The sequence below is a fragment of the Methylobacterium durans genome (assembly GCF_003173715.1).
In the GTDB taxonomy this organism is placed as follows: domain Bacteria; phylum Pseudomonadota; class Alphaproteobacteria; order Rhizobiales; family Beijerinckiaceae; genus Methylobacterium; species Methylobacterium durans.
This window is the reverse complement of sequence record NZ_CP029550.1, coordinates 4,747,710-4,769,063: the sequence shown is the minus strand read 5'-3', so window position 1 is coordinate 4,769,063 and position 21,354 is coordinate 4,747,710. Positions and strand designations below refer to the sequence as shown.

The window sequence follows — 21,354 nt, the reverse complement described above, 5'->3', positions numbered from 1 at the left end:
GCGCCTCAGCGCGCCTCGACCAGGGCCGGGTAGACCATCCGCACGCTCCGCCGCGCCTCCGGGATGGTCGCGGCCTGTCCGCCGCGGACGGGCCGCGCCGCCGGCTGGACGGCAAGGCTGACCTGCGTCGGTCGCAGGCTCCAGACCTCCGCGCTGTTGATCGCCACCGGCGCGCGGTCGCGACCGAGCGTCGCGTCGGCGCCGTGTGTCGGCACCGCCGCGAGGCCGGCGAGCGTCGTCGCGCTCAGGAAAGCGAGGCGCAGGCAGGGATGCAGGGTCGAGCGGGGGCGAGGTTTCATGGGGCGCAGCCGTGTGAGCGCCCTAGATGAGACCGCTGGTGATGAAACCTTGTCCGCGTCGAGACGATTCGCACAGGACCACCAACAGAGATCCTGAGGGAGGGTAAACGGTCGATGTCGAGCCGAGCGGAGGGCAAGTCCGGCGCGCAGGCGCCCGAGCGCGTGCCGATGGGCACGATCATCGACACCGACATCTCCGCCCGCCTCGACAGGCTGCCCTGGGGGCGCTTCCATGTCCTCGTCATCGTGGCGCTCGGCATCACCTGGGTGCTCGACGGGCTGGAGGTCACGCTCGCGGGCTCCCTGGTCGGGGCGTTGCGCCAGCCGCCGATGTCCTTCTCCGAGTTCGACGTGGGGCTCGCCGCGAGTTCCTACCTCGTCGGCGCCGTCACGGGCGCGCTCGGCTTCGGCTGGCTGACCGACCGGATCGGGCGCAAGAAGCTGTTCTTCATCACGCTGGCCCTCTACCTCGCCGCCACCGCGGCGACCGGCCTCTCCTGGGACATCTACAGCTTCTGCCTGTTCCGCTTCCTCACGGGAGCCGGCATCGGCGGCGAGTACACGGCGATCAACTCGACGATCCAGGAACTCGTCCCCGCCCGTGTCCGCGGCTGGACCGACCTCGTCATCAACGGCTCGTTCTGGATCGGGGCGGCGCTCGGCTCCTTCCTGTCGATCGTGGCCCTGCGGCCGGGGCTGATCGACCCGGCCTGGGGCTGGCGCATCGCCTTCTTCGTCGGCGGCGGCATCGGCCTCGTCATCCTGCTCCTGCGCACCTGGATTCCCGAGAGCCCGCGCTGGCTCGTCACGCACGGCTACGCGGCCGAGGCCGACCGGGTCGTCACAGGCATCGAGAAGCGCTTCACCGACGAGGGCATCACCCTGCCGCCGATCGACGAGAGCAAGCGCCTGCGGCTGAGGACGCGCAGCCACACGCCCCTCTCGGAGGTGTTCGGCGCGATGTTCCATACGAGCCGGCGCCAGACCTTCGTCGGCCTCGCGCTGATGATCGCGCAGGCCTTCTTCTACAACGCCCTGTTCTTCACCTACGCGCTGGTGCTGGAGCGGTTCTACGGCGTGCCGGGCGACCATGTCGGCTGGTATCTCCTGCCCTTCGCGCTCGGCTCCTTCCTCGGGCCGCTCGTGCTCGGGCGGCTGTTCGACACGGTGGGGCGCCGCCCGATGATCGCCTTCACCTACGGCATCTCGGCCCTGCTGCTCGCCGGCGCGGGCTACCTGTTCCAGATCGGCGTGTTCGGGCCCATCGGCCAGACGGCGGTGTGGATGGTGGTGTTCTTCTTCGCCTCGGCCGCGGCCTCCTCGGCCTACCTGACGGTGGCCGAGACCTTTCCGCTCGAGATCCGGGCACTGGCCATCGCGGCCTTCTACGCCATCGGCACGGGGATCGGCGGCGTCTCGGGCCCGCTCCTGTTCGGGACGCTGGTCGAGACGGGCTCGCGGGAGTGGGTCCTCGTCGGCTACCTGATCGGCGCGGCCCTGATGGCGGTGGCAGCGGTGGTCGGCGGGATCTACGGCACCGCCGCCGAGGGCAAGTCGCTGGAGAGCGTCTCGAAGCCGCTCGCGGCGGCGTGAGGCGACGGGACGGGCAGCCTGCTGTAACATGTTACAGAAGGACCCGGCATGCCTCACCATAACGAGAAGCCACGATCCGCAGCCTCGCGTACACTAACCTACCGGGAGCGGATGCGCGCCGCCGGCCTGCGACCGGTTCAGATCTGGGTGCCGGACACCCGTGCACCCGGTTTCGCGGCAACGTGCCGTGCTCAGGCCGAGGCCATCGCGGCCGCGGACCCAGCCGGGGATGAAGCCCTCCGCTTCATCGAGGACACCTACGTGTGGCCGGAGGTGTGATCCGCCGTGGAGACCTGCTCACCGTCGTGATCCCGGGCGAGTACGGCAAGCCGCGCCCGGCTCTCGATGTCCAATCCGACCTCTTCTCGGCGCTGCCTTCGGCAACGATCTGTCCGTTGACGACGACGCTGCGCCCGGACGCAGGCTTGCTTCGCCTGACGATTGAACCGTCGCCGTCGAACGGCTTGCGGCAGACCTCCCAAGTGGTCATCGACAAGATCACGACGATCCCGCAGCAGCGCATCGGTGGGTTGATCGGGCGAGCCGACGATCACGTCATGGTCGCCGTGAACAGTGCTCTCGCCCTCCACCTCGGCCTGGCCTGATCAGCCCGCCGCCCGCCAGACCTGCCCGTGATAGACGAAGGCCGCGCCCTCGCTCGCCAGCGCCGCGAGCCCGGTCAGGGCCGGGTCGTGGACCGTGATCACGCTCGTGGGGATCTGCGCCATCATCTGCGCGAAGGGCGCCTTGCGCTCGAACGCCTCCCGGAAGCCCCCCGCCTGCAGCACCCGCACGATGCGGGGCGCGATGCCGCCGCCGATGTAGACGCCGCCCGTGGCCAGGAAGGTCAGGGCGAGGTCGCCGCAGGCCCGGCCGAGGAGGCGGGCGAACAGGGCGAGCGTCTCGGCCGCGTGCGGATCCTCCGCCGCGAGCCCGGCCCGGGTGATCGCGGCCGGGTCGAGCTTGTCCCGCGGGCTCCCCGAGCGGACTTGGTAGACGGCCGCGTGCAGCCGCGCGAGGCCGGGCCCCGACAGCAGCGCCTCGACCGTGACGCGCCCCTCGACGCGCTCGACCGCGTGCCAGACCTGCTCCTCGAACGCGTCGGTCGGGCCGAATTCCGTGTGCCCGGCCTCCGTCGAGACGATGGCGAGGCGGTCGGCATAGGGCACCAGCGCCGCGGCGCCGAACCCCGTGCCGGGGCCGAGCACGAGGCGGGCGCCCTGCGCCTCCGGCCGCGCCGGGCCGATCACGGTGAGGTCGTCCGGCGCGATGCCGGCCGCGCCCGCGGCGACGGGCACGTAATCGTTGACGACGACGGCGCTGGAGAGGCCGAAATCCCGGGCGATCCGCTCGCCCGCGATCACCCAGTGGGCGTTGGTGAGCTGCACCGCCGGCCCGTCGACGCGCCCCGCGATGGCGAGGATCGCCGAGCGGGGAGCGGGCGCTTCGCCGCCCTTGGCGAGCGCCGCGCGGATCGCGCTCGACGGGTCCGGATGGCCGGCCGTCGCCTCGTGGGACAGGACCCGCGGTGCGGCGCCCTTCGCCTCCACCAGCGCGAAGCGCGCGTTGGTGCCGCCGATATCGCCGACGAGGACCGGGAATTCGAACATGCGCGCGTCGCCCCTGTTTCGGTTCGCCTGGAGCCTCCGGACACGGAGCTTAGCCCCGCGGCCCGGCCCGGTTGAAGGCCCTCAGGCCGCGGGCAGGCCCGAGACGTCCATCGGCGCGCCCTCGGCCCAGGCATAGAGCAGGGCGCGGACCGCCGCCGGATCGGCGAGGCGCCGCGGCGCCACCGTCTCGCCGGGGCCGACCCGCACGCTCACGCCCCCATCCTCGTTGACGGAGGCGAAGGCGAGTTCGTCCGTGCGGTCGTCGCCGAGGAACACCGCCTGGCGCCCGGCATAGGGCGCCCCCTCCATCAGCGCCCGGATGGCGTGGCCCTTCGTGGCCGAGGCCGGCACGATCTCGCCGACCGCCTTGCCGAGCTGCAGCCGGTACGGACCGTCGAGCTCGGCCGCGATCTCCTTCACCACGGCCTCGGCCCGCGCGGCGTCCCGGGGCTCGCCAGTCGCCAGTGCACCGCGACCGAGGCGCCCTTGTCCTCGATCAGCACGGCGTCGAGGTCGGCGACCCGGGCCTGCAGGAGCGGCACGCGGGCGCGCAGCTCCGGGTGGTCCTCCGGACGCCCGCCCATCACCGCCTCCCCCACGCGGCGCTCGACCCCGTGCAGGCCGGCGACGTCGAAGCGGGCGGGCGCCAGGAAATCGTCGATCACGCCGATCGGCCGGCCGGTGACGATGGCGAGCGCACCGCCAAGCCGCTCCCGCAGCCGCTCCAGGGCGGGCACGAGGCCGGGATCGACCCGCACCGCGTCGGGCCGCGGCGCGATCTCGACGAGGGTGCCGTCGAAGTCGAGGAAGAGGGCGAGATCGGCCGTCACGGGGCGCTCCTGTCCTGAGGGCGGCCTGCGCTAGCACGCCGCGCGCCCGCGGCAAACGCCGCGATTGCCTGCCGGGACGCAGGCCGGTCTATCCTCTGGCGTTCCCGCGGAGACGTGAAGCCGATGCGCCCCGTTCCCCTGCCCGCCGGCCCGGACGAGGAGAGCGTCTGGGACTACCCGCGCCCACCGCGGCTGGAGCGGGTGCCGCAGCGCCTGCGCGTGGTGCTCGATGCCCGCACCATCGCGGAGACCGGCCGCGGCTGGCGCGTGCTGGAGACGAGCCACCCGCCGACCTACTATTTCCCGCTCGAGGATGTCGCCCCCGGCATCCTCGGCCCGCCGCGGCGGGCCGGGATCTGCGAGTGGAAGGGACGGGCTGTCCTGATCGACGTGGCGGGCCGGCCCGGCGCCGCCTGGTCCTACCCGGATCCGACGCCACCCTTCCGGGCGATCGCCGGGCATGTCGCCTTCTATGCCGGGCCGATGGAGGCCTGCACCGTCGGCGATCTCCGCGCCGAGCCGCAGCCCGGCGCCTTCTACGGCGGCTGGATCACGCCCGGCATCGTCGGCCCCTTCAAGGGCGGCCCCGGCACGATGGGCTGGTGAGCGGGTTTGGCGCGGAGCCCGGCTCCCGCTACATGCCGGGCCGGAACGGGCAACGGGAGCGGCGGATGCAGGGTACGAACGCGGGCGAGCCGGCGGCTCTGGGCTTCAGCGCCGAGCGCCTGGAGCGGATCGACGCCTGGATGCGGAGCCTCGTCGCCGAGGGCAAGCTCGCGGGCCTCTCGGTGAGCGTGATGCGGGGCGGGCAGACCGCCTTCGCCCGGGCGCACGGCCTCGCCGACCTCGCCCGGGCGCGGCCCTTCACCCTCGATACGATCACCCGCATCTACTCGATGACGAAGCCGCTGACCTCGGTGGCGGTGATGATGCTCTACGAGGAGGGGCGCTTCCAGCTCGACGATCCGGTCGCGCGCTTCCTGCCCGAATTCTCCGAGATGCGGGTGCTCACCGGCGGCAACCGCATCAAGTTCGACAGCGAGCCGGCCCGCCGGCCGATCACGATCCGCGACCTCCTCACCCACACCTCGGGCCTCACCTACGGCTTCATGGAGGCGACGCTCGTCGACGAGCTCTACCGGCGCAACGGCGTCGATTTCCACCTGAAGGACGCGAATCTGGCCGAGGTGGTGGGGCGGGTGGCGAGGCTCCCGCTCCTGTCCCAGCCCGGTGCGCAGTGGAACTACAGCGTGGCGACCGACGTGCTCGGCCACCTCGTCGCGGTGGTCTCGGGGCAGGATTTCGGGGATTTCCTGCGCGAGCGCGTGATCGCGCCCCTCGGCATGATGGACACCGACTTCCACGTCCCGGCCGGGAAGCTGCCGCGCCTCGCCGCCAACTACACCCTGTTCCGGGACCGCAGCCTGAAGCTCTACGACGACGCGGTCGATACCGCCTTCGCGCGCCCGCCCGCCATCGCGTCCGGCGGGGGCGGGCTGGTCTCGACGGCGGCCGATTACCTGCGCTTCTGCCGCTTCATCCTGAATCGCGGCGCGCTCGACGGCGTGCGCCTCCTCGGCCGCAAGACGGTCGAGCTGATGCTGACGAACCACCTGCCCGGCGACCTCGCCAGCATGGGCACGCCGCGCTTCGCCGAATCCTCCTACACCGGCATCGGCTTCGGCCTCGGCTTCTCGGTGATGCTCGACCCGGCCCGGGCGCAGATCCTCGGCAGCCCGGGCGAGGTCGCCTGGGGCGGCGTCGCCAGCACCGCCTTCTGGATCGACCCCGCGGAGGATCTCGCGGTCGTGCTCCTGACCCAGCTCGTCCCCTCCTCGGCCCTGCCGATTCGCCGGGAATTGCGGGTGCTGACCTACGCCGCGCTGGTGGGGTGAGAGGCCGCGGCTCCGCCCGGGAGCTGCGGCGCGCTCACTCCGCGGGCGCGGCCTTCTTCTCGGGCGCCGGCGGCTTCGGGGCGGCGGGCTTCGGGGCCGGGGCCGTCGCGGTGGCGGTGCCCGTCGTGCCGGGGCCGGCGGCGCCCGCCGCCGCGGCCGGGGCCTTCGGCGCCCACTCGGCGTCCGCGCGCGGGCCGTTGGCGCCGTTCGTCGGGCCGGTGAGCTGGCCGGGCAGCACGTCGGTGACGCGGTTCCAGGTCTGCGAGCCGCACAGGAAGCCGAGCATGCAGCCGCGCACCGAGAGCTCGGTCTGCTGCTCGGTCCAGATCGTCACGTCGTAGAACTTGCCTTCCTCGGAATTGTAGATCTTGCCCTCGAAGCGGGCATCCGCGTTCGGCTTCAGGCCCATGATGAGCTGGTGGCCGAGCGAGGGCCGGGCCTGCTTCTTCGGGTCGGGGTTCTTGAAGTCGACGCGGGGCTGGCCCTTGTCGTTGAGCGGCGTCTTCAGCCAGACCACGTAGCCGCAGATGTTCTTCTCCTGCGGGCCGCACTTCTCGACGCGGATGCGGGCGCGCCCGTCCTCCGTCAGCCAGGTGCCGCTCGGGTCGGCCGGCGCGGCGGCCTGGGCCAGCCCGGCGAGGGCGCCGAGCGCGATGAGCGGCGCGGCCACGCGTCCGGCCAGTCGTCCGGCACTTGCGCCGATCCGTCGAAACGTCATCCGATCACTCCCATGGCCCCCTGTCCGCCCCGACGACACGCCTCGGCGGCCCGGCCTCGTCTGTCTGTCCCGCCATTCCTCCCGGAAGGTGTCCGGATCATGACCGCGCCCGCCGCGGCCGGGGTAAAAGCAGGGGGACGGATCCGCACCGTGCGCCGCGAAACGGTCCCCGAACGCGAAGAGGGCCGGCGCTCGCGCACCGGCCCTCCCCTGTCACGATCCTGCGACCGGGCTCACTCGGCCGCGGTCATCTCCGGCGTGTAGTGGCCGCACCAATCCTTCGAGGCGACCACGGGCCACAGGCCCTTCGACTCCGGAGCCGGCTGGCTCACCGGCGGGTTGAAGCGGCAGAGCCCCTCGTCCGTCGCGGAGATGCCGCCGTTCAGCTTGTGGTCGTCGAAGAAGCGGCAGCTCTCGCAGGCGCCGTCGTGGGTGCTGGCCATGATCGTGTCTCCGTTCCGTTGGGGGGCAGGCCGGAGCCCGCCGCGTCCTCACACTTGTTAATTAGAACAAGTCGAATGTAGCGTCAATGCGCGGGCGCCACACCGGTTCCGGAATCGACCTCCGGGCTGTGCGCGGGCCGGCCGCTCCCGTTGACGGGCGGGATCCGCGCGGCCTAGCGTCAGCCCCGACGGTTCCCTTCGGGGATCAAAAGGGAACGCGGTGAGGGTTCGCCCCGAGGCCGCGGCTGCCCCCGCAACTGTGAGCGGCGAGTCCTTCACCACCATGTCACTGGGGTCTGCCCCGGGAAGACGGTGCGAGGGCGGCGACCCGCGAGCCAGGAGACCTGCCGTCAGCCGTGGTCACACGCGAAACGCGTCGGGCGGGGTGTCCTGACGGGTGTCGAAGCGCTGCCAATCCCGAGCGGAGGCGGCGACCGAGGCCTCGTTCGCGGTGACGTGCCACACCGAGCGCGCCCGCGTGTCCGCTGCATCCGCTTCCGCAACCGCCGAAGGCCTCGCGCCGGCGGCCCCGCCCCGTTCCGCCCCGCCCCCTGCGGCGTGGCGCTCCGGGTCATGGCTGTCCCGCGATGCCGTGCGGCGATATCCTGATTGTAATGTTGTAACATTGCATTCAAGGTTGCGGTGGGGCCGGTCATCCGCGCGTGCCTCGACCCTCGGAATCGACACCGTCATGCCGTCCCGTCCCCTCACGATCCGGTCACCCGGCCGGGTCCCTGCCCGCCTCGCCCGACGCCTCCTCCTCGCCGCCGCCGGCCTCGCTGCCGGCCCGGAGGCCGCCGGGGCGCAGGAATCGGTCACCCTCGACACGCTCTCGGTCGCCGGCGCCGGGACGCCGGGAGCCGGGGTCCTTGGGGCCGATCTGCCCGCCGGCCTCGCCCTGCGCGCGCCCAACCGCGGCGCGAGCCGCCTCGGCCTGACGCCGCTGGAGACGCCCGCCAGCATCGACGTGATCGCGGGCGAGACTGCGCGCCTGCGCGGCCAGAACACGCTGGTCGAGGCGGTGACGCAGAACGCCACCGGCATCACCACCATCGCCTCGCCCGGAAACGGCAACGGCGCCTTCACGGCCCGGGGCTTCGCCGGCCCGAACTCGATCCAGCAGCTCATCGACGGCACCCGCCTCTTCGTCGGCGCCGGCACCGTCAACTTCCCCTTCGACACGTGGAACATCGAGCGCATCGAGGTGCTGCGCGGCCCGGCCTCGGTGCTCTACGGGGACGGCGCCATCGGCGGCGTGGTCAACGTGGTGACGAAGAAGCCCCTCTTCGTGCCGCTCAACGAGGCGCGGGTCGGCCTCGGCACGGACGGGGTGGCGCGGCTCGCGGTCGATTCGGGCGGGCCCATCGGCGAGTCGATGGCCTACCGGCTGAACGTCAGCGGCAACCGCGCCGACGGCTGGATCACCCCGGACGGCGATTTCCGCAATCTCGCGGTCTCGGGCGCCCTCGCCTGGCGGGTGACGCCCGATCTCGACCTGACGGTCAGCCACGATTACGGCTTCCAGGAGCCGACGCGCTACTGGGGCACGCCGCTGGTCGAGGGCCGCATCCTCGAACGCTTGCGCTTCAACAACTACAACATCCGGGATTCCAAGATCCTCTGGCAGGACAACTGGACCCAGGCCCGGGCCGAGTGGCGCCCGAGCGCCGACATCACGATCCGCAACACCGCCTACCGCCTGCAGAGCCGGCGCCACTGGCGGGACGTCGAGCAATACGCCTTCAACCGGGGCACCGGCCTGATCGACCGCTCGGACTACATCGAGATCTACCACCAGCAGGAGCAGATCGGGAACCGGTTCGACGCGGCCTTCCGGGGCGAGCTGTTCGGCTTCCGCAACGAGTTCCTGGCGGGCTTCGACGTCAACGCGATCCGCTTCCGCCACACCAACAACTCGCCCTACGGCGGCGAGTCGAGCGTGGCGCCGACGAATTACGATCCGGGCCTGTTCATCAACCTCGCCGGCACCCGGCCGGCCTATTCGACCCGCACCAGCCAGGCCTCGGTCTTCGCCGAGGACCGGCTGATCCTGTCCGACCGCCTCTCGCTCTTGGCGGGCGTGCGCTACGACGCGCCGAGCCTGCACCGGGACGACCTGCGCGCCGGCACGTCCTTCGACCGGGACTTCCGCTCCGTCAGCTACCGGTTCGGCGCCGTCTACAACCCGACGCCCGAGACCGCCCTCTACGCCCAGTACGCCACGGCGACCGACCCGGTCGGCAGCCTGATCAGCCTGTCGCAGAGCCTCGCGAACTTCCAGCTCTCCACGGGCCAACAGGTCGAGGTCGGCGCCAAGGGCCTGTTCTGGGGCGGGCTCGGGGAGTGGACGCTCGCCGGCTACCGCATCGTCAAGGACAACCTGATCTCGACGGTGCCGGGCCAGCCCGGCGTGAGCACGCAGGTCGGCCAGCAATCCTCGCAAGGCTTCGAGGCGGCGCTCTCGCTCCAGATCACGCCCCTCTGGCGCCTCGACGCGAACCTCGCCCTGCTCCACGCGCAGTACGACGATTTCAATCAGGCCGTGAACGGCGCCGTCGTCTCCTATGCCGGGCGCCAGCCGATCGACGTGCCCGAGCGCGTCGCCAACCTCTGGCTGAACTATGCCTTCGCGCCCCGATGGGAGGCGCGGGTCGGCGTGCAATATGTCGGCGACACCTTCTCGAATTTCGGCAACACCGCCCGGCGGCCGGACTACGCCCTCGTCAATCTCGGCCTCGACCATCAGGTCACGCCGGCCTCGCGCCTGTCGCTCAGGGTCTACAACCTGTTCGACAAGGTCTACGCGGTGAGCGGCAACGCGGTCGACGGGATCGGCACCAACTGGCTGCTCGGGCGCCCGCGCTCGTTCGAGGTCGCCTACGCAGTGAGCTTCTGACGGGATGCGACGTCTGAAGCGCGTCAAGCGGTGGCTCGTCCTCGGCCACCGCTGGCTCGGCATCGGCACGGGCCTGTTCTTCGCGGTCTGGCTGCTGTCGGGCCTCGTCATGCTCCACGTGCCGTTCCCGGGCCTGACGGAGGCCGAGCGGCTGGCGGGGCTGGCGCCGCTCGCCCTCGACCGGTTGGGCGTCGAGCCCGCCCGCGCTCTCGGCGCGGCGGGGCTCGCCGCTCCGCCCCGCTCCCTCGACCTGGAGATGCGGGGCGACGAGCCCGTCTACCGGATCGTGACGGCCGAGGGCCGGCCGGTTACGGTCTCGGCCGTCACCGGCGCGCTCCTGACCCCGTCACGGCCGAGGCGGCGCTCGCCCTGGTGCGGGCCCGGGCCGGCACGGCCGCGGACGTGCGCACGCTCGCGCGCGACCAGTGGACGGTCGCCGGGCGCTACGACGCCTTGCGCCCCTTCCACGTCGTCGCGCTCGGCGATCCCGCCGGGACCGAGCTCTACGTCTCCGCCGTCACGGGCGCCGTCGTCCTCGACACGGGGGCCCGCGAGCGCTTCTGGAACTGGCTCGGGGCGGTGCCGCACTGGCTCTACCCGACGCCGCTGCGCGCCCGCCCCGACCTGTGGCGCGACGTCGTGCTCTGGGTCTCGGGGATCGGCATCGCGGGCGCCGTGAGCGGGCTCGTCCTCGGCATCTGGCGCCTGCGCCCGCGGCGCCGCTATCCGTCGGGCGCCGCCACGCCCTACCGGGGCATCGGCCGCCTGCACCACCTGTTCGGGATCGTGGGCGGCCTGGGGATCCTCACGTTCGTCGTCAGCGGCTGGCTCTCGATGAACCCGAACCGCTGGTTCTCCGGGCCGAGCGTCAGCCCGCAGGCGCGGGCGACCTATGCCGGCGCGCCGCCGCTGCCGGCCTGCCCGAGATCCGGGACGCCGCCGCACCGGGCACCGTGTCCCTCCGCCTCGTCGCCCTCGCCGGACGCGCCCACCTCCTCGCCCGCGACGCCTCGGGTGGCCGGCGCTCAAGCCCGCCGGTCGAGGGGGCGGCGATTCTCGCGGCCGCACCGGGCCTGATGCCGGACGCGCATCTCGCGCGCGCCGAGCGTCTCGCCGCCTACGACGCCTACTGGTACGCCCACCACGACACGAAGCCGCTGCCGGTGCTGCGCCTCGTCTTCGACGATCCCGCCGCGACCTGGTTCCACGTCGACGCGGCGACCGGCGAACTCCTCGACCGGCTCGACCGCAGCGGGCGGATCCACCGCTGGCTGTTCGCGGGGCTCCACCGCCTCGATTTCCCCGTCCTGATCGGCCACCGGCCGACCTGGGACCTCGCCCAGTGGCTCCTGGACGGGCTCGGCCTCGTCGTCGCCCTCACCGGCGTGGTGATGGGCTGGCGGCGCCTGCGCCGGCTCAGGCCCGCCGCCGGAACACGAGGCTGAGGTTGTTGGCCGGCATCTCCACACGCTCGGCAAGCGCGAGCCCGTGCCGGGCGCCGAGCGCGGCGACCGCGTCGCGGTCGCGCAGGCCCCAGGCGGGGTCGCGCGCTTTCAGGTCCGCGTCGAAGGCGAGGTTGCTCGGCGCGGTCTCACGGTCCGCCTCCAGGAAGGGCCCGTAGAGATAGAGGGGGCCGCCCGGCGGCAGCAGCCGCCCCGCCCCGGCCATCAGCCCCTCGGCCGCGGACCAGGGCGCGATGTGGATCATGTTGATCGCCAGCACCGCGTCGGCCCGCGCCAGCGGCCAGGATGGCGACGCCGCGTCGAGGGCGAGGGGCTCGCGGAGGTTCGCGAGGCCGGCGCGGCGCCGGTGCGCCGCGATGCTGGCGATGGCCTGCGCGCTCGGGTCGCTCGGCTGGAAGGTCAGCTGCGGCAGGCCGCGCGCGAAATGCACCGCGTGCTCGCCCGAGCCGCTCGCGACCTCCAGCACCAGCCCCTGCGCGGGCAGGATCCGGGCGAGCAGGGCGAGGATCGGCTCGCGGTTGCGCAAGGTGGCGGGGCGTGCAGGGCCCCGTCCGTGGCGTCCCATCCGAGCATTGCGGTGCCTCCCTCGGTCTCAACGCTTCACGTCCCCGCGCGGGGCCCTTCCCCGACGCGCTCGCGGTTCCGATCTTCTCCCCGCAGCAGACCGGAGGCGCCGATGCGGATCGAGACCAACGTCCTGTTCGACCTCGACGGGACCCTCGTCGACAGCGTGTACCAGCACGTGCTGGCCTGGAAGCAGGCCCTCGACGCGGAGGGCATCGCCCTCTCCGTCTGGCGCATCCACCGCAAGATCGGGATGAGCGGCGGCCTGTTCACCAACCAGCTCCTGCGCGAGACCGACCTCGAGATCAGCCCCGAGCGGGTCGACCGCCTGCGCCGCTTCCACGCCGAAGCCTATGCCGGGCTCTCGGACCAGATCGTGCCGCTGCCGGGCGCGCAGGCGCTGCTCGCCGCCCTCACCGAGGCCGGCATCCCCTGGGCCATCGCCACGAGCGGCCGGATGGAGACGGCGCGGGCCAACCTCGACGCCCTCGGGATCGACCCCGCCGCGGTGCCGGTGGTGACCCGCGATCAGGTGAAATACGCCAAGCCCGATCCGGACCTGTTCCTGGCCGCGGCCGAGCGCCTCGGCGTGCGCATCGACCATTCGGTGATCGTCGGCGACAGCATCTGGGACATGCTGGCGGCCCGCCGCTGCAAGGGGCTCGGCGTCGGCCTCCTGTCCGGCGGCTACGGCACCGACGAGTTGGAGCGCGCGGGCGCCGTGCGGGTCTACGAGGCCCCGGCCGACCTCCTCGTCCATCTCGACGAGGTGGCCGGCCGGCGCTGAGCCCGGCTCATTTCGGCTTGCGGCCCGTCCAGGCGGCCAGCATCGGCGCCGTGAAGGTCTCGTACCACCACGTCGCCGGCGTGGCGGGCCAGACCGGGAACGGCGCCAGGGCGAAGGCCGCCGGCGCCGCGCCTGCGCCCGGCCGCGCCGTCTTCCCCTCCACCACGGGCGGGCGGCCGTGCTTGATCAGGAGGTCGTTCAGCGCCTCGACGCCGAGGGCCTCGACCGGGACGCCCTGCTCCTCCGCGAGCCGTTTCAGCTCGGAGTAGCCCGGGGCGTTCACCCAGAGTTGCATCAGCCTCGGTCCCTCGGAGGCGCCCCGCGCCGGTTCGGGCTTCGCCGGCGCCGTCGAGAGCGGCAGCGGCCGCGGATCGGACCCGGGCGGCCGCGCCTCCTGAGGGCGCGGCTCGGGGCGCGGTTCCTGCGGGCGCGGCGTCAGGCTGGTGAGGGAGGGGCGGCTTCTGCGGGCCATGGGCCATCTACCTTCGGGTTCTGCGGGCCTCGGCGGCGGGGCGGACGAGGTCGACCACCGTCGACCACATCGCGCCGACCTCCTCCGCCGCGCGGCTGCCGGGATCGTACTCGTTGACCGACTGGCCGCTGATCAGCGCGTGCGACAGGCTCGCCCGCTGCGAGACCTGGCCGGGCAGGACCGGGGCGCCGAGGTCGGTCAGCACCGTGCGGGTCTCGGCGACGATGCTGGTGGCCGGCCGAGCCGGGTCATCGGGGGCGCGGCGTTGATGAGGCAGGCGATCCGCGCCTTCAGGCTGCGGGCCATCGCGAGCGTCGCGCCGACCGCGTCGAGGTCGAACGGGCCCGGCCGCACGGGGATGAGCGTCAGGCTCGCCCGGCTCATCAGGGACGAGATCAGGGGCGCGTTGTGGGGCGGACTGTCGATGACGACCCAGTCGGCGCGCTCGGCCCTCGCCCGCTCCAGCGTCTCGGGCACCGCAGCGGCATCGGCCTGGACGAGGAGCGGCGTCTCGGCCGCGCGCTGCCGGTGCCAGAACGAGAGGGAGCCCTGCGGGTCGGCATCGACCAGGATCGTGCGGCCGTCGCGGGCGGCGAGCGCGCCGAAATGCGCGGCGAGCGTGCTCTTGCCCGCCCCACCCTTCTGCGTCGCGATCAGGATCACCTGCACGGCGGCTTCCCCTCAGGTCCGGCCTCGAGCCGAGGCGCCGGCCGTGTCGCACTGCGGCGAGATGGCCATTTGAGGAGAGATGCCGGGCGCTGGCAAGCCCTCGCCGCGGCCGGATCCCGCCGATGATCGCGATCTACGCGACGATGTCGCCCGGATGATCGCTCGATGATCGCGCGCGGCGCGCGGGAAACGCCCTAGATGGATCCCGTGACCGACCGCATGCCGAGCCTGTCCCCGCCCTCCGCCGATACCCGCCGCCCCCCGTCCGTCGAGCGCCTGCTCGCCCACGCGGCGGCCGCCCCGGTGATCGCGGAGCACGGCCGCACCGCCCTCACGGGCGCCATCCGCGCCGTGCTCGAGGCCGTCCGCGAAGGCCGCCTCCCCCTCGGCGACGAGCCCGCGCTGCTCGCCTCCGCGGCGGGGCGCCTCGCCGCGGAGGCCCGGCCCTCGCTCCGGCCGGTCTTCAACCTCACCGGCACGGTGCTGCACACCAATCTCGGCCGGGCGCCCCTGCCGTCGGAGGCCGTGGTGGCGGTCGCCGCCGTGATGACCCAAGCCTCGAACCTCGAATTCGACCTGGAGCGGGGCGAGCGGGGCGAGCGCGACAGCCACGCCGAGGCCCTGATCTGCCGCCTCACCGGGGCGGAGGCCGCGATCGTCGTCAACAACAACGCCGCCGCGGTGCTGCTCGTCCTGAACGCGCTCGCCCTGCGAAAGGAGGTGGTGGTCTCCCGCGGCGAACTCGTCGAGATCGGCGGCTCCTTCCGGGTGCCCGACGTGATGGCCCGGGCCGGCTGCCGCCTGCGCGAGGTCGGCACCACCAACCGCACGCATCTGAGAGACTACGACGAGGCCATCGGCCCGCGCACCGGCCTCGTCATGAAGGTCCATCCTAGCAATTACGCGATCCACGGCTTCACCGCGGAGGCCGACGAGGCCGATCTCGGCCGCCTTTGCCGGGAGCGCGGCGTGCCCTTCGCGATCGACCTCGGCAGCGGCAACCTCATCGATTTCGCGGCCTACGGATTGCCGCCGGAGCCGACGGTGCAGGAGGCCCTCCGCCGCGCCGACCTCGTCACCTTCTCGGGGGACAAGCTCCTCGGCGCCGTCCAGTGCGGGCTGATCGCCGGTCGGCGCGATCTCCTCGCCCGCATCCGCCGGAACCCGCTGAAGCGGGCGCTCCGGGTCGACAAGATGACCTACGCCGCGCTCGAGGCGACGCTCCGGCTCTACCTCCATCCGGAGCGCCTGCGCGAGCGGCTGCCGACGCTGCGTCTCCTCACGCGCGAGGCCGCCGAGATACGGGCCCAGGCTGACCGGCTCTCGGGCCTCGCCTCGGAAAGCCTGAGGGGATGGGCCGAGGTCGCGGTCGAGCCCTGCATCAGTCAGATCGGCTCGGGGGCGTTGCCCGTCGAGACGCTGCCGAGCGCCTGCCTCGCGCTGCGGCCTCCCGGGCGCGGGCCGAGGGGAGGCGGATGGCTGAAGCGTCTCGGGGCGGCGCTCCGCGCCCTGCCGGTTCCGGTGATCGGGCGCATCGGCGACGGGGCGCTGCGGCTCGACCTGCGGACGCTTGAGGACGAGGCGGGCTTCCTCGCCGCCCTCGCCGCTCTCGCGCCTCCCCCGACGAGACCGTGAGGCGACGCTGTCCTCGGCCGGCCACGACTGCTAGGTTCGGAGATGGAGGCGAACGGGGTCTGGTGGCCCTCCTGGTCTTCAAAACCAGCGGTACGCCAACAGCGTACGGTGGGTTCGATTCCCATCCGCTTCCGCCAGATCAAGGACTTACGGGCGTATCGGCACCCTCTTGCTGCGATAAGACCAGCGGTACTGTGCCGGGTTTCGTGCCGACTCTCCTGATGGCTCGATGCAGGTGAGCGGTGTTGAGGTGCGCGTACTTGAGCGTCATCGCGATGTGCCGATGGCCAAGGATCGCCTGTAAGGCGGCGAGGTCGCCGGTTTCCTGAAGAAAGACGCTGGCGAAGCGGTGGCGCAGATCATGACAGCGCCACGGCACCCTGGCTCGCTTCGCAATGCTGGCGAACCGGCTGGCAAAGTGGGTGTACCGCTGCCCGTCCGCACCATGCCAGAAGACGTAGCGCTGGTCAGCATGGCGCGGTGTGCCGACCAGTGTGCCGAGTGCTCCATCGCTCAGCGGTACAGTCCGGGGCGATGATGTTTTGGTCTTCCAGAGGCGAACTTCTCGGCGCTCGATCGAGACCTGTTTCCATTCGAGGCTGCAAACCTCCTCCTGCCGCATGCCAGTCTCAGCAAGGAAGCGGATCAGCCGCCCGATCATCGGAGTTGCGTGCATGATCAGGCGTTCGATTTCCTCGTCGCTTGGATACGATGTGCGAGGAGGCGCCTCGCGGATGTGTTTCTTCGAGAACTGCCGGACCGGATTGACCTCAACAAGGTCCCACGCGACCGCACAGGAGAAGAGGCAACTCAACGTCGCCAAATCCCGCCGGATGGTAGCTCCGGTGACACCCTCGTGCTTCCGGGCCGCCACGAAATCGCTGAGGCGCCCTTTACTGATCTCATCGAGGTAGAGCGTTCCGAAGCGAGGGCTTATATGCTTGAAGCTCTCACGGTAGCGTGCCTGGGTAGAGGGCTTGAGCGTCGGCAAATACTCTGAGGCGAACCGTTCGAACGCTTCTCGATAGGAGCGTCGTGGACGGCCGCCGCGATCAAGGCGGCGATGCTCCTCCAAGAGCTGAGCGAGGTACTGCTGAGCGACCGCTTTCGAGGATGCGCCGGCAGACCGCCGAACTTCCTTCCCATTCGCCTGAAACCTGATCCACCACCGGGTGCCACGCCGATAGACCGTCGCCATCCAACCCCTCTGGTACGATCGTCCCCGACGAGGATGATCGTACCACTCAGGCGAGGGTCAATGTTTCCGGTGTAGAAGCGGGGACAGCCAGAAGCTCCGAGGAACCGAGTCGAACGCCGCGCCCGCCCTGAACGCCCGATCACCCAAAGCGCAGCTTGAACAAGAGAGCGTCCTCAGGATCCGCGAAGCGGAAGAGACGGCCAATAAGGCGCTGCTGAGGATCACGTATGGGAACGACATCAAAGCCGCCGGCACAATGCTCAGAAAGCCAAGCGCGGCATGCCCTCAACCGTCTGTGGAACAGATCCTGCTCCATCGAGCAGTTGCTCATCCCGAGACAGGGCACTGTGTAGCGAGTCTTAGCGCGCCTTGTGGCGTCAACGAAGCCGGGCTGCATGCGGGCCGGCAACCGCGCACTTAGTTCAGCGACATCGAAGGGGAGTCTCATGCATCTATTTATTATGGAGCAGCAGTGAGGCCGGCGCAGGCGAAAACTACCAGCGCCGCAAATGGACCTGCATCACAAACTCCAAGTCCCTCTCACAAACATTGACGCCACTAACTTGACTCGATGAGCCAATAAATGAGCCCTATGTATCGGCGAAATGAGACAATTTCGCTGTCTTAGGGTTGTAAATGTAGCCTGTTATCGAGCCATCCCTGATGCGCTCGACGGCCTCGTTGACAGCGAAGAGTGGCACAAGGAACCATTCCTTTGGCACAACAGGCATCCCAAACCGATCATTTATCTCTATATCAACACGCGCGCATCCGAAAATCCTATGAATCAGATTTTCCAGCTTCGTGCGGTTGATATTGAATAGTTCATAAGTGGCCACGATCTCGACATCCGCCATCAAGAACGTTGGATCAACACGGGCATTTGAAACTCGCCGTTCGACGTTACCACTGGTAACTCCAATTTTATGAAGAATATTGCGGTGAGCAGCCACGGTGGGATGATCCGATTTGCTTCGCAACACGTAGATAGTGCCGCTCGCCTCGTCTCCATCCTCGTCCTGATCCGCAAACAGAGGCCCTGCGGTGGGATCGGTTATGCGACGGCCCGCCTCATCCTTGTAGAGAGCACGCTGTAGAGACCGCAGGAGCAAATCGCTCTCGGTGCCGTTGGAATATACAACTCTGAGCCGGGCGTCCGAATCGCCATTCGGCGCTCTGATGGGCTCTCCAACAGACGCCACATAGGCCGTCTGGCCTCCAAGAATAAAGAACTGCCCTGCCTTGATTTCTGCCTTTGAGAAGCCGGCGTCCTTGACGAACGGCCTCGTTATACGAAGCCCACTGGTGAGTTCGTTCTGGACCTGCTGAAAGAGCGGTTTGAATTTCTCGAAGTCTGCGCATCGCTCTCTGGTCGCGATCTCCTCAGCCTCTCGCTTCTGCACAGCGCTCCGGACGTGACGAAGCTGCGTGATATCGGACGAGCCTGCGGCCCCTTCCAGCTCTGCCAGCAGTTCGTCATCGTCCATGGCTTCGACCGGTGCGGCGGGCGCGGCAAGCGCCTCAGTCAGCAAGCCCTGATGGTCGAACCCGGCCAGCAAGGAGCGGCACTCCTCAAGCGCGCGCAGCCGGTCGAGGCGCACGGCATATAGCCGCTCGAAAATGTCGCCATCCTCGCCATGCTGCGGGGCGCGGCCGTGTGTCTCCACAAAGCGCTGTATGTCCTCGAAGCCGGCGATGATCCGCTCCTCGCGCGCCGACCGCCCGCCCTTCTTTTCCGGCCGAGCAAAATCCTCCAATTCAGAGCGGAGTTCATCAAGGTCGAGATCACTCATAGCGGCCCTCATCCTTGAAGCGAACGAAGGCGGCAGCGCCTTCGGCCATGCGCTTTTCCCAGGCATCGGCCGAGCTGATCGACGGGAGACGGCCACGCTCCTTCTTAAATCGGACGGCGCGCACCGCCAGCTCCTTAGCTTCCTCGGGCGTCAGGGTGGTGCGCTTTGCGGCAATCGCCGCCGCGACCTGTTTCAAGCTGTCCTCGCTCATGGTCTTGGCCAGGATCGAATAGGCCTCGCCGAACGGGTTCACCCGGTCGATCAGGTCGATGTCCAGCTCGCGCACGTTCATGGCGTACCGGCGCACGCCTTCCACAAAGGCCGTGTTGGCCTTCTCCTCATGAAGCGAACTGCCGCAAGCAACCTCCTTGGCTTTCTGGGTTGTCCGTCGTCAGATGATTTGAGACGATCTGGGACGCTCAGGAACGGAGGCTCTGGTCCACCTGGGTTGAGAGGTTAGGCAGCCCGCGCGTGGTGGCGCAAGCGGCGGTCGATGAGGGTCTGACGCTTGATCTGCGCCCGCTCGCGCAGGATGCCCTCGCCGCGGCCGAGATAGACGTCAGCGGGGGTGAGATTGCCCAGGCTCTCGTGAGCTCGGACGTGGTTGTAGTGCTCCACGAAGGCGGCAACCCGGGCCTCCAACTCGCCCGGCAGGTAGGCGTGTTCGAGCAGGATGCGGTTCTTGAGCGTCTGGTGCCAGCGCTCGATCTTGCCCTGCGTCTGGGGATGGCGCGGCGCACCGCGGATGTGGGTCATGCCTCGGCTGCCAAGCCATGTCGCCAAGTCACCCGCGACGTAGCTCGATCCGTTGTCGGTCAGCAGCCGCGGGCGATGCGCCACCGGCACCTGATCGAGCCCGGCCGCGGTCAGCGCCAGATCGAGCGTGGCGGTGACGTCGCTGGCCTGCATCGTGGCGCAGAGCTTCCAGGCCACGATGAAGCGCGAGAAGTCGTCCAGCACCGTCGACAGGTAGTACCAGCCCCAGCCGACAACCTTCAGGTAGGTGAAGTCGGTCTGCCAGAGCTGGTTGGGCGCCGTGGTCTTGTCGCGGAACGCGTCGGCGGCCTTGACGACGATGTAAGCGGGGCTGGTGATCAGGTCCTGGGCCTTGAGCAGGCGGTAGACGCTGGCTTCCGAGACGAAGTAGCGCCGCTCGTCGGTGAAGCGCACCGCCAGTTCGCGTGGGCTGAGTTCCGGCTCCTCCAGCGCGAGGGCGACGATCTGCTCGCGGATCTCTGTCGGTAGACGGTTCCAGACCCGGCTGGGCCGGGATGGTCGGTCAGCCAATGCCTCGGGACCGCCTCTCAGGTAGGCGTCGTACCAGCGGTAGAACGTCGATCGGGTGATGCCGAGCTTCTCCAGGGTGCGGCGCACCGGCAGGTGGGATTGCTCAACCAGCCGGATGATCTCCAGCTTCTCAGGGGCTGGGTACCTCATGCCTCGTCGTCCCCAGCCCCGCTCATGCTTTTTTTGAGCAGGCGGTTCTCCAGGAGGAGATCGGCCACAACCTCCTTCAGCGCGCCCGCCTCGCGGCGCAGCTCCTTGACTTCGTCTGCTGTCGCCGCCCGCGCCGTGTCGCCCGCCAGCCGCTTCTTACCGGCTTCCAGGAACTCCTTGGACCAGCCGTAGTACATCGAGCTGGCGATGCCCTCGCGCCGACACAGCTCGGCGATACTGTCCTCGCCGCGCAGGCCCTCCAGCACGATGCGGATCTTCTCCTCGGCCGAGAACTGCCGGCGGGTGGCCCGGCGGATGTCTTTGATCACCGCGTCTGCCGGCTTGCGTGCCAGTCCGGATGTCTGCTTCATCGTCGTGCCTCAGGACTACGATGAACCAGCCATCCTCCGTTCGTGAAGGGCCTCGATGTGTCTCAGGAGCGCTGACGGCGGACACTCCATCATGACCTTGATGTCCTGTAAGCCAGTTGGATTTCTCACGTGTCCGCGCAGCTTCCCGTATTAGATGAGCCGTGAGAAAAACGGCTCCCGGACGAGAACGGGCGCGGAACGCGGCCCGGCCGAGATCCAACCCCCTCAGCCAACCGTCCTCTCCACGTCCTCCTGAACGTCCCCGCCACGGTTCTCCCGAACCGATCCGGCGCACGATCGAGGCAGACAGTCACACTGGTACGATCAGGCGAGGACAGTCAGGCGGTACGATCAGAACGACGATCTCCGAGAGGATCGAGATCCGGCCATTATCGGGCGGTATGAAGACAGATCGGCGCAGGAGGTCGAGGAGAAGGGTCGGCGAGCGTGGGGCTGCGAGGCGCCCCTCCCGGGGCTCAGAGCAAGCCAGCGATGCCGACAGCCGGGCCGCGAAGGATGAGCGGGACGGCTCAGGAAGGGTCAGCAGCCATCTGGGTAACGTTCATGAAGAAGTTGCAGGTGTATCCGGACTTCAGCCGCCGTCAACTTTGAGGCGGATAGGAGTGCAGGTCAGACCGGCAGCCTGATGTCTCACGCTTGAATAGTGGGAAGCAAGATAAA

The 21,354-nt window shown here is 70.1% G+C and carries 21 protein-coding genes, 1 tRNA gene, 2 pseudogenes and 1 riboswitch; of the genes and pseudogenes, 11 read left to right on the top strand and 13 right to left on the bottom strand.

Annotated features, from left to right (window positions below):
• Nucleotides 1-5: 5 nt before the first annotated feature.
• Complete coding sequence (locus DK389_RS21860; protein ID WP_236960244.1) at nt 6-299, bottom strand: hypothetical protein; 294 nt, start codon at nt 297-299, stop codon at nt 6-8.
• 114 nt (nt 300-413) lie between these two features.
• Here DK389_RS21860 and DK389_RS21855 point away from each other — a divergent pair, with 114 nt between their 5' ends.
• From DK389_RS21855 to DK389_RS21845, 3 genes are all read left to right on the top strand, one after another.
• Nucleotides 414-1,892, top strand: coding sequence for an MFS transporter (locus tag DK389_RS21855; protein ID WP_109892761.1), 1,479 nt, complete (start codon nt 414-416; stop codon nt 1,890-1,892).
• A gap of 111 nt (nt 1,893-2,003) precedes the next feature.
• On the top strand, nt 2,004-2,171 hold the full coding sequence (locus DK389_RS21850; RefSeq protein ID WP_418291963.1) for an antitoxin MazE-like protein: 168 nt from the start codon (nt 2,004-2,006) through the stop codon (nt 2,169-2,171).
• The gene (locus DK389_RS21845; protein ID WP_236960242.1) at nt 2,156-2,497 is read left to right on the top strand and encodes a type II toxin-antitoxin system PemK/MazF family toxin; all 342 of its coding nucleotides are present in this window, start codon (nt 2,156-2,158) and stop codon (nt 2,495-2,497) included. The genes DK389_RS21850 and DK389_RS21845 overlap by 16 nt, the downstream gene beginning before the upstream one ends.
• Here the strand turns inward: DK389_RS21845 and glk are convergent, their stop codons facing one another.
• Together glk and otsB are read right to left on the bottom strand one after the other, a co-directional pair.
• Nucleotides 2,498-3,502 carry a glucokinase gene (gene glk / locus DK389_RS21840; protein ID WP_109892757.1) on the bottom strand — a complete coding sequence of 335 codons (1,005 nt, stop codon included), beginning with the start codon at nt 3,500-3,502 and terminating at the stop codon, nt 2,498-2,500.
• Between the two features lie 81 nt (nt 3,503-3,583).
• Nucleotides 3,584-4,332, bottom strand: a pseudogene (otsB, locus tag DK389_RS21835) (trehalose-phosphatase).
• A 123-nt stretch (nt 4,333-4,455) separates the two neighbouring features.
• Between otsB and DK389_RS21830 the strand changes: the two are divergent.
• Together DK389_RS21830 and DK389_RS21825 are read left to right on the top strand one after the other, a co-directional pair.
• The gene (locus DK389_RS21830; protein ID WP_109892755.1) at nt 4,456-4,938 is read left to right on the top strand and encodes a DUF427 domain-containing protein; all 483 of its coding nucleotides are present in this window, start codon (nt 4,456-4,458) and stop codon (nt 4,936-4,938) included.
• Between the two features lie 65 nt (nt 4,939-5,003).
• Nucleotides 5,004-6,227 (top strand): serine hydrolase domain-containing protein, encoded by a 1,224-nt coding sequence (locus DK389_RS21825; protein ID WP_109896710.1) that lies wholly within the window; start codon nt 5,004-5,006, stop codon nt 6,225-6,227.
• Between the two features lie 34 nt (nt 6,228-6,261).
• Here the strand turns inward: DK389_RS21825 and DK389_RS21820 are convergent, their stop codons facing one another.
• Nucleotides 6,262-6,945 carry a DUF2147 domain-containing protein gene (locus tag DK389_RS21820; protein ID WP_109892753.1) on the bottom strand — a complete coding sequence of 228 codons (684 nt, stop codon included), beginning with the start codon at nt 6,943-6,945 and terminating at the stop codon, nt 6,262-6,264.
• A 233-nt stretch (nt 6,946-7,178) separates the two neighbouring features.
• Complete coding sequence (locus DK389_RS21815) at nt 7,179-7,388, bottom strand: hypothetical protein (RefSeq protein WP_109892751.1); 210 nt, start codon at nt 7,386-7,388, stop codon at nt 7,179-7,181.
• A gap of 172 nt (nt 7,389-7,560) precedes the next feature.
• A riboswitch (cobalamin riboswitch) is annotated at nt 7,561-7,754 on the top strand.
• Nucleotides 7,755-8,079: 325 nt separating this feature from the next.
• Between DK389_RS21815 and DK389_RS21810 the strand changes: the two genes are divergently transcribed.
• The 3 genes from DK389_RS21810 to DK389_RS35315 all read left to right on the top strand — a co-directional run bounded on the left by DK389_RS21810 (nt 8,080) and on the right by DK389_RS35315 (nt 11,729).
• Nucleotides 8,080-10,284: a TonB-dependent receptor gene (locus DK389_RS21810; protein ID WP_109892749.1), complete on the top strand. Its 2,205-nt coding sequence runs from the start codon at nt 8,080-8,082 to the stop codon at nt 10,282-10,284.
• Between the two features lie 372 nt (nt 10,285-10,656).
• Nucleotides 10,657-11,361 (top strand): hypothetical protein, encoded by a 705-nt coding sequence (locus DK389_RS35320; RefSeq protein ID WP_335645491.1) that lies wholly within the window; start codon nt 10,657-10,659, stop codon nt 11,359-11,361.
• Nucleotides 11,361-11,729, top strand: coding sequence for a hypothetical protein (locus DK389_RS35315; RefSeq protein ID WP_335645490.1), 369 nt, complete (start codon nt 11,361-11,363; stop codon nt 11,727-11,729). Before DK389_RS35320 ends, DK389_RS35315 begins: the two co-directional genes overlap by 1 nt.
• Here DK389_RS35315 and DK389_RS21800 read toward each other — a convergent pair.
• Nucleotides 11,701-12,312 (bottom strand): DUF938 domain-containing protein, encoded by a 612-nt coding sequence (locus tag DK389_RS21800; RefSeq protein ID WP_109892747.1) that lies wholly within the window; start codon nt 12,310-12,312, stop codon nt 11,701-11,703. The two genes, DK389_RS35315 and DK389_RS21800, sit on opposite strands and share 29 nt — an antisense overlap.
• Nucleotides 12,313-12,423: 111 nt before the next feature.
• On the opposite strand from DK389_RS21800, the gene DK389_RS21795 reads away from it, so the two are divergent.
• Nucleotides 12,424-13,098, top strand: coding sequence for an HAD family hydrolase (locus DK389_RS21795; protein ID WP_109892745.1), 675 nt, complete (start codon nt 12,424-12,426; stop codon nt 13,096-13,098).
• A 7-nt stretch (nt 13,099-13,105) separates the two neighbouring features.
• Here the strand turns inward: DK389_RS21795 and DK389_RS21790 are convergent, their stop codons facing one another.
• Genes DK389_RS21790 through DK389_RS21785 form a run of 3 tightly spaced genes read right to left on the bottom strand, consistent with a single transcriptional unit; the run spans nt 13,106 to nt 14,239 of the window.
• Nucleotides 13,106-13,570, bottom strand: coding sequence for a hypothetical protein (locus tag DK389_RS21790; protein ID WP_109892743.1), 465 nt, complete (start codon nt 13,568-13,570; stop codon nt 13,106-13,108).
• A 7-nt stretch (nt 13,571-13,577) separates the two neighbouring features.
• Nucleotides 13,578-13,775 (bottom strand): hypothetical protein, encoded by a 198-nt coding sequence (locus DK389_RS34450; RefSeq protein ID WP_236960240.1) that lies wholly within the window; start codon nt 13,773-13,775, stop codon nt 13,578-13,580.
• A complete protein-coding gene (locus DK389_RS21785; RefSeq protein WP_236960238.1) occupies nt 13,769-14,239 on the bottom strand; it encodes a ParA family protein in 471 nt (156 codons plus the stop codon). The genes DK389_RS34450 and DK389_RS21785 overlap by 7 nt, the downstream gene beginning before the upstream one ends.
• 198 nt (nt 14,240-14,437) lie before the next feature.
• Here DK389_RS21785 and selA point away from each other — a divergent pair, with 198 nt between their 5' ends.
• Both selA and DK389_RS21775 read left to right on the top strand, forming a co-directional pair.
• Nucleotides 14,438-15,874 carry an L-seryl-tRNA(Sec) selenium transferase gene (gene selA / locus DK389_RS21780; protein ID WP_418291962.1) on the top strand — a complete coding sequence of 479 codons (1,437 nt, stop codon included), beginning with the start codon at nt 14,438-14,440 and terminating at the stop codon, nt 15,872-15,874.
• Nucleotides 15,875-15,918: 44 nt separating this feature from the next.
• Nucleotides 15,919-16,011: transfer RNA gene (locus DK389_RS21775), tRNA-Sec, on the top strand.
• Between the two features lie 2 nt (nt 16,012-16,013).
• Here DK389_RS21775 and DK389_RS21770 read toward each other — a convergent pair.
• The 4 genes and pseudogenes from DK389_RS21770 to DK389_RS21755 all read right to left on the bottom strand — a co-directional run bounded on the left by DK389_RS21770 (nt 16,014) and on the right by DK389_RS21755 (nt 20,673).
• Nucleotides 16,014-17,072 carry a tyrosine-type recombinase/integrase gene (locus DK389_RS21770; RefSeq protein WP_109892741.1) on the bottom strand — a complete coding sequence of 353 codons (1,059 nt, stop codon included), beginning with the start codon at nt 17,070-17,072 and terminating at the stop codon, nt 16,014-16,016.
• 590 nt (nt 17,073-17,662) lie between these two features.
• A complete protein-coding gene (locus tag DK389_RS21765) occupies nt 17,663-18,865 on the bottom strand; it encodes a GIY-YIG nuclease family protein (protein WP_109892740.1) in 1,203 nt (400 codons plus the stop codon).
• Nucleotides 18,858-19,247: pseudogene (locus DK389_RS21760) on the bottom strand (pseudomurein-binding repeat-containing protein); the annotation flags it as partial. The gene DK389_RS21765 and the pseudogene DK389_RS21760, both read right to left, overlap by 8 nt.
• 74 nt (nt 19,248-19,321) lie before the next feature.
• Nucleotides 19,322-20,673, bottom strand: a protein-coding gene (locus DK389_RS21755; RefSeq protein ID WP_109889188.1) for an IS3 family transposase whose coding sequence is annotated in 2 segments (ribosomal slippage) — nt 19,322-20,335 and nt 20,338-20,673 — 1,350 coding nt in all. Because the reading frame shifts where the segments join, the coding sequence is not laid out codon by codon here.
• Nucleotides 20,674-21,354: the final 681 nt, after the last annotated feature.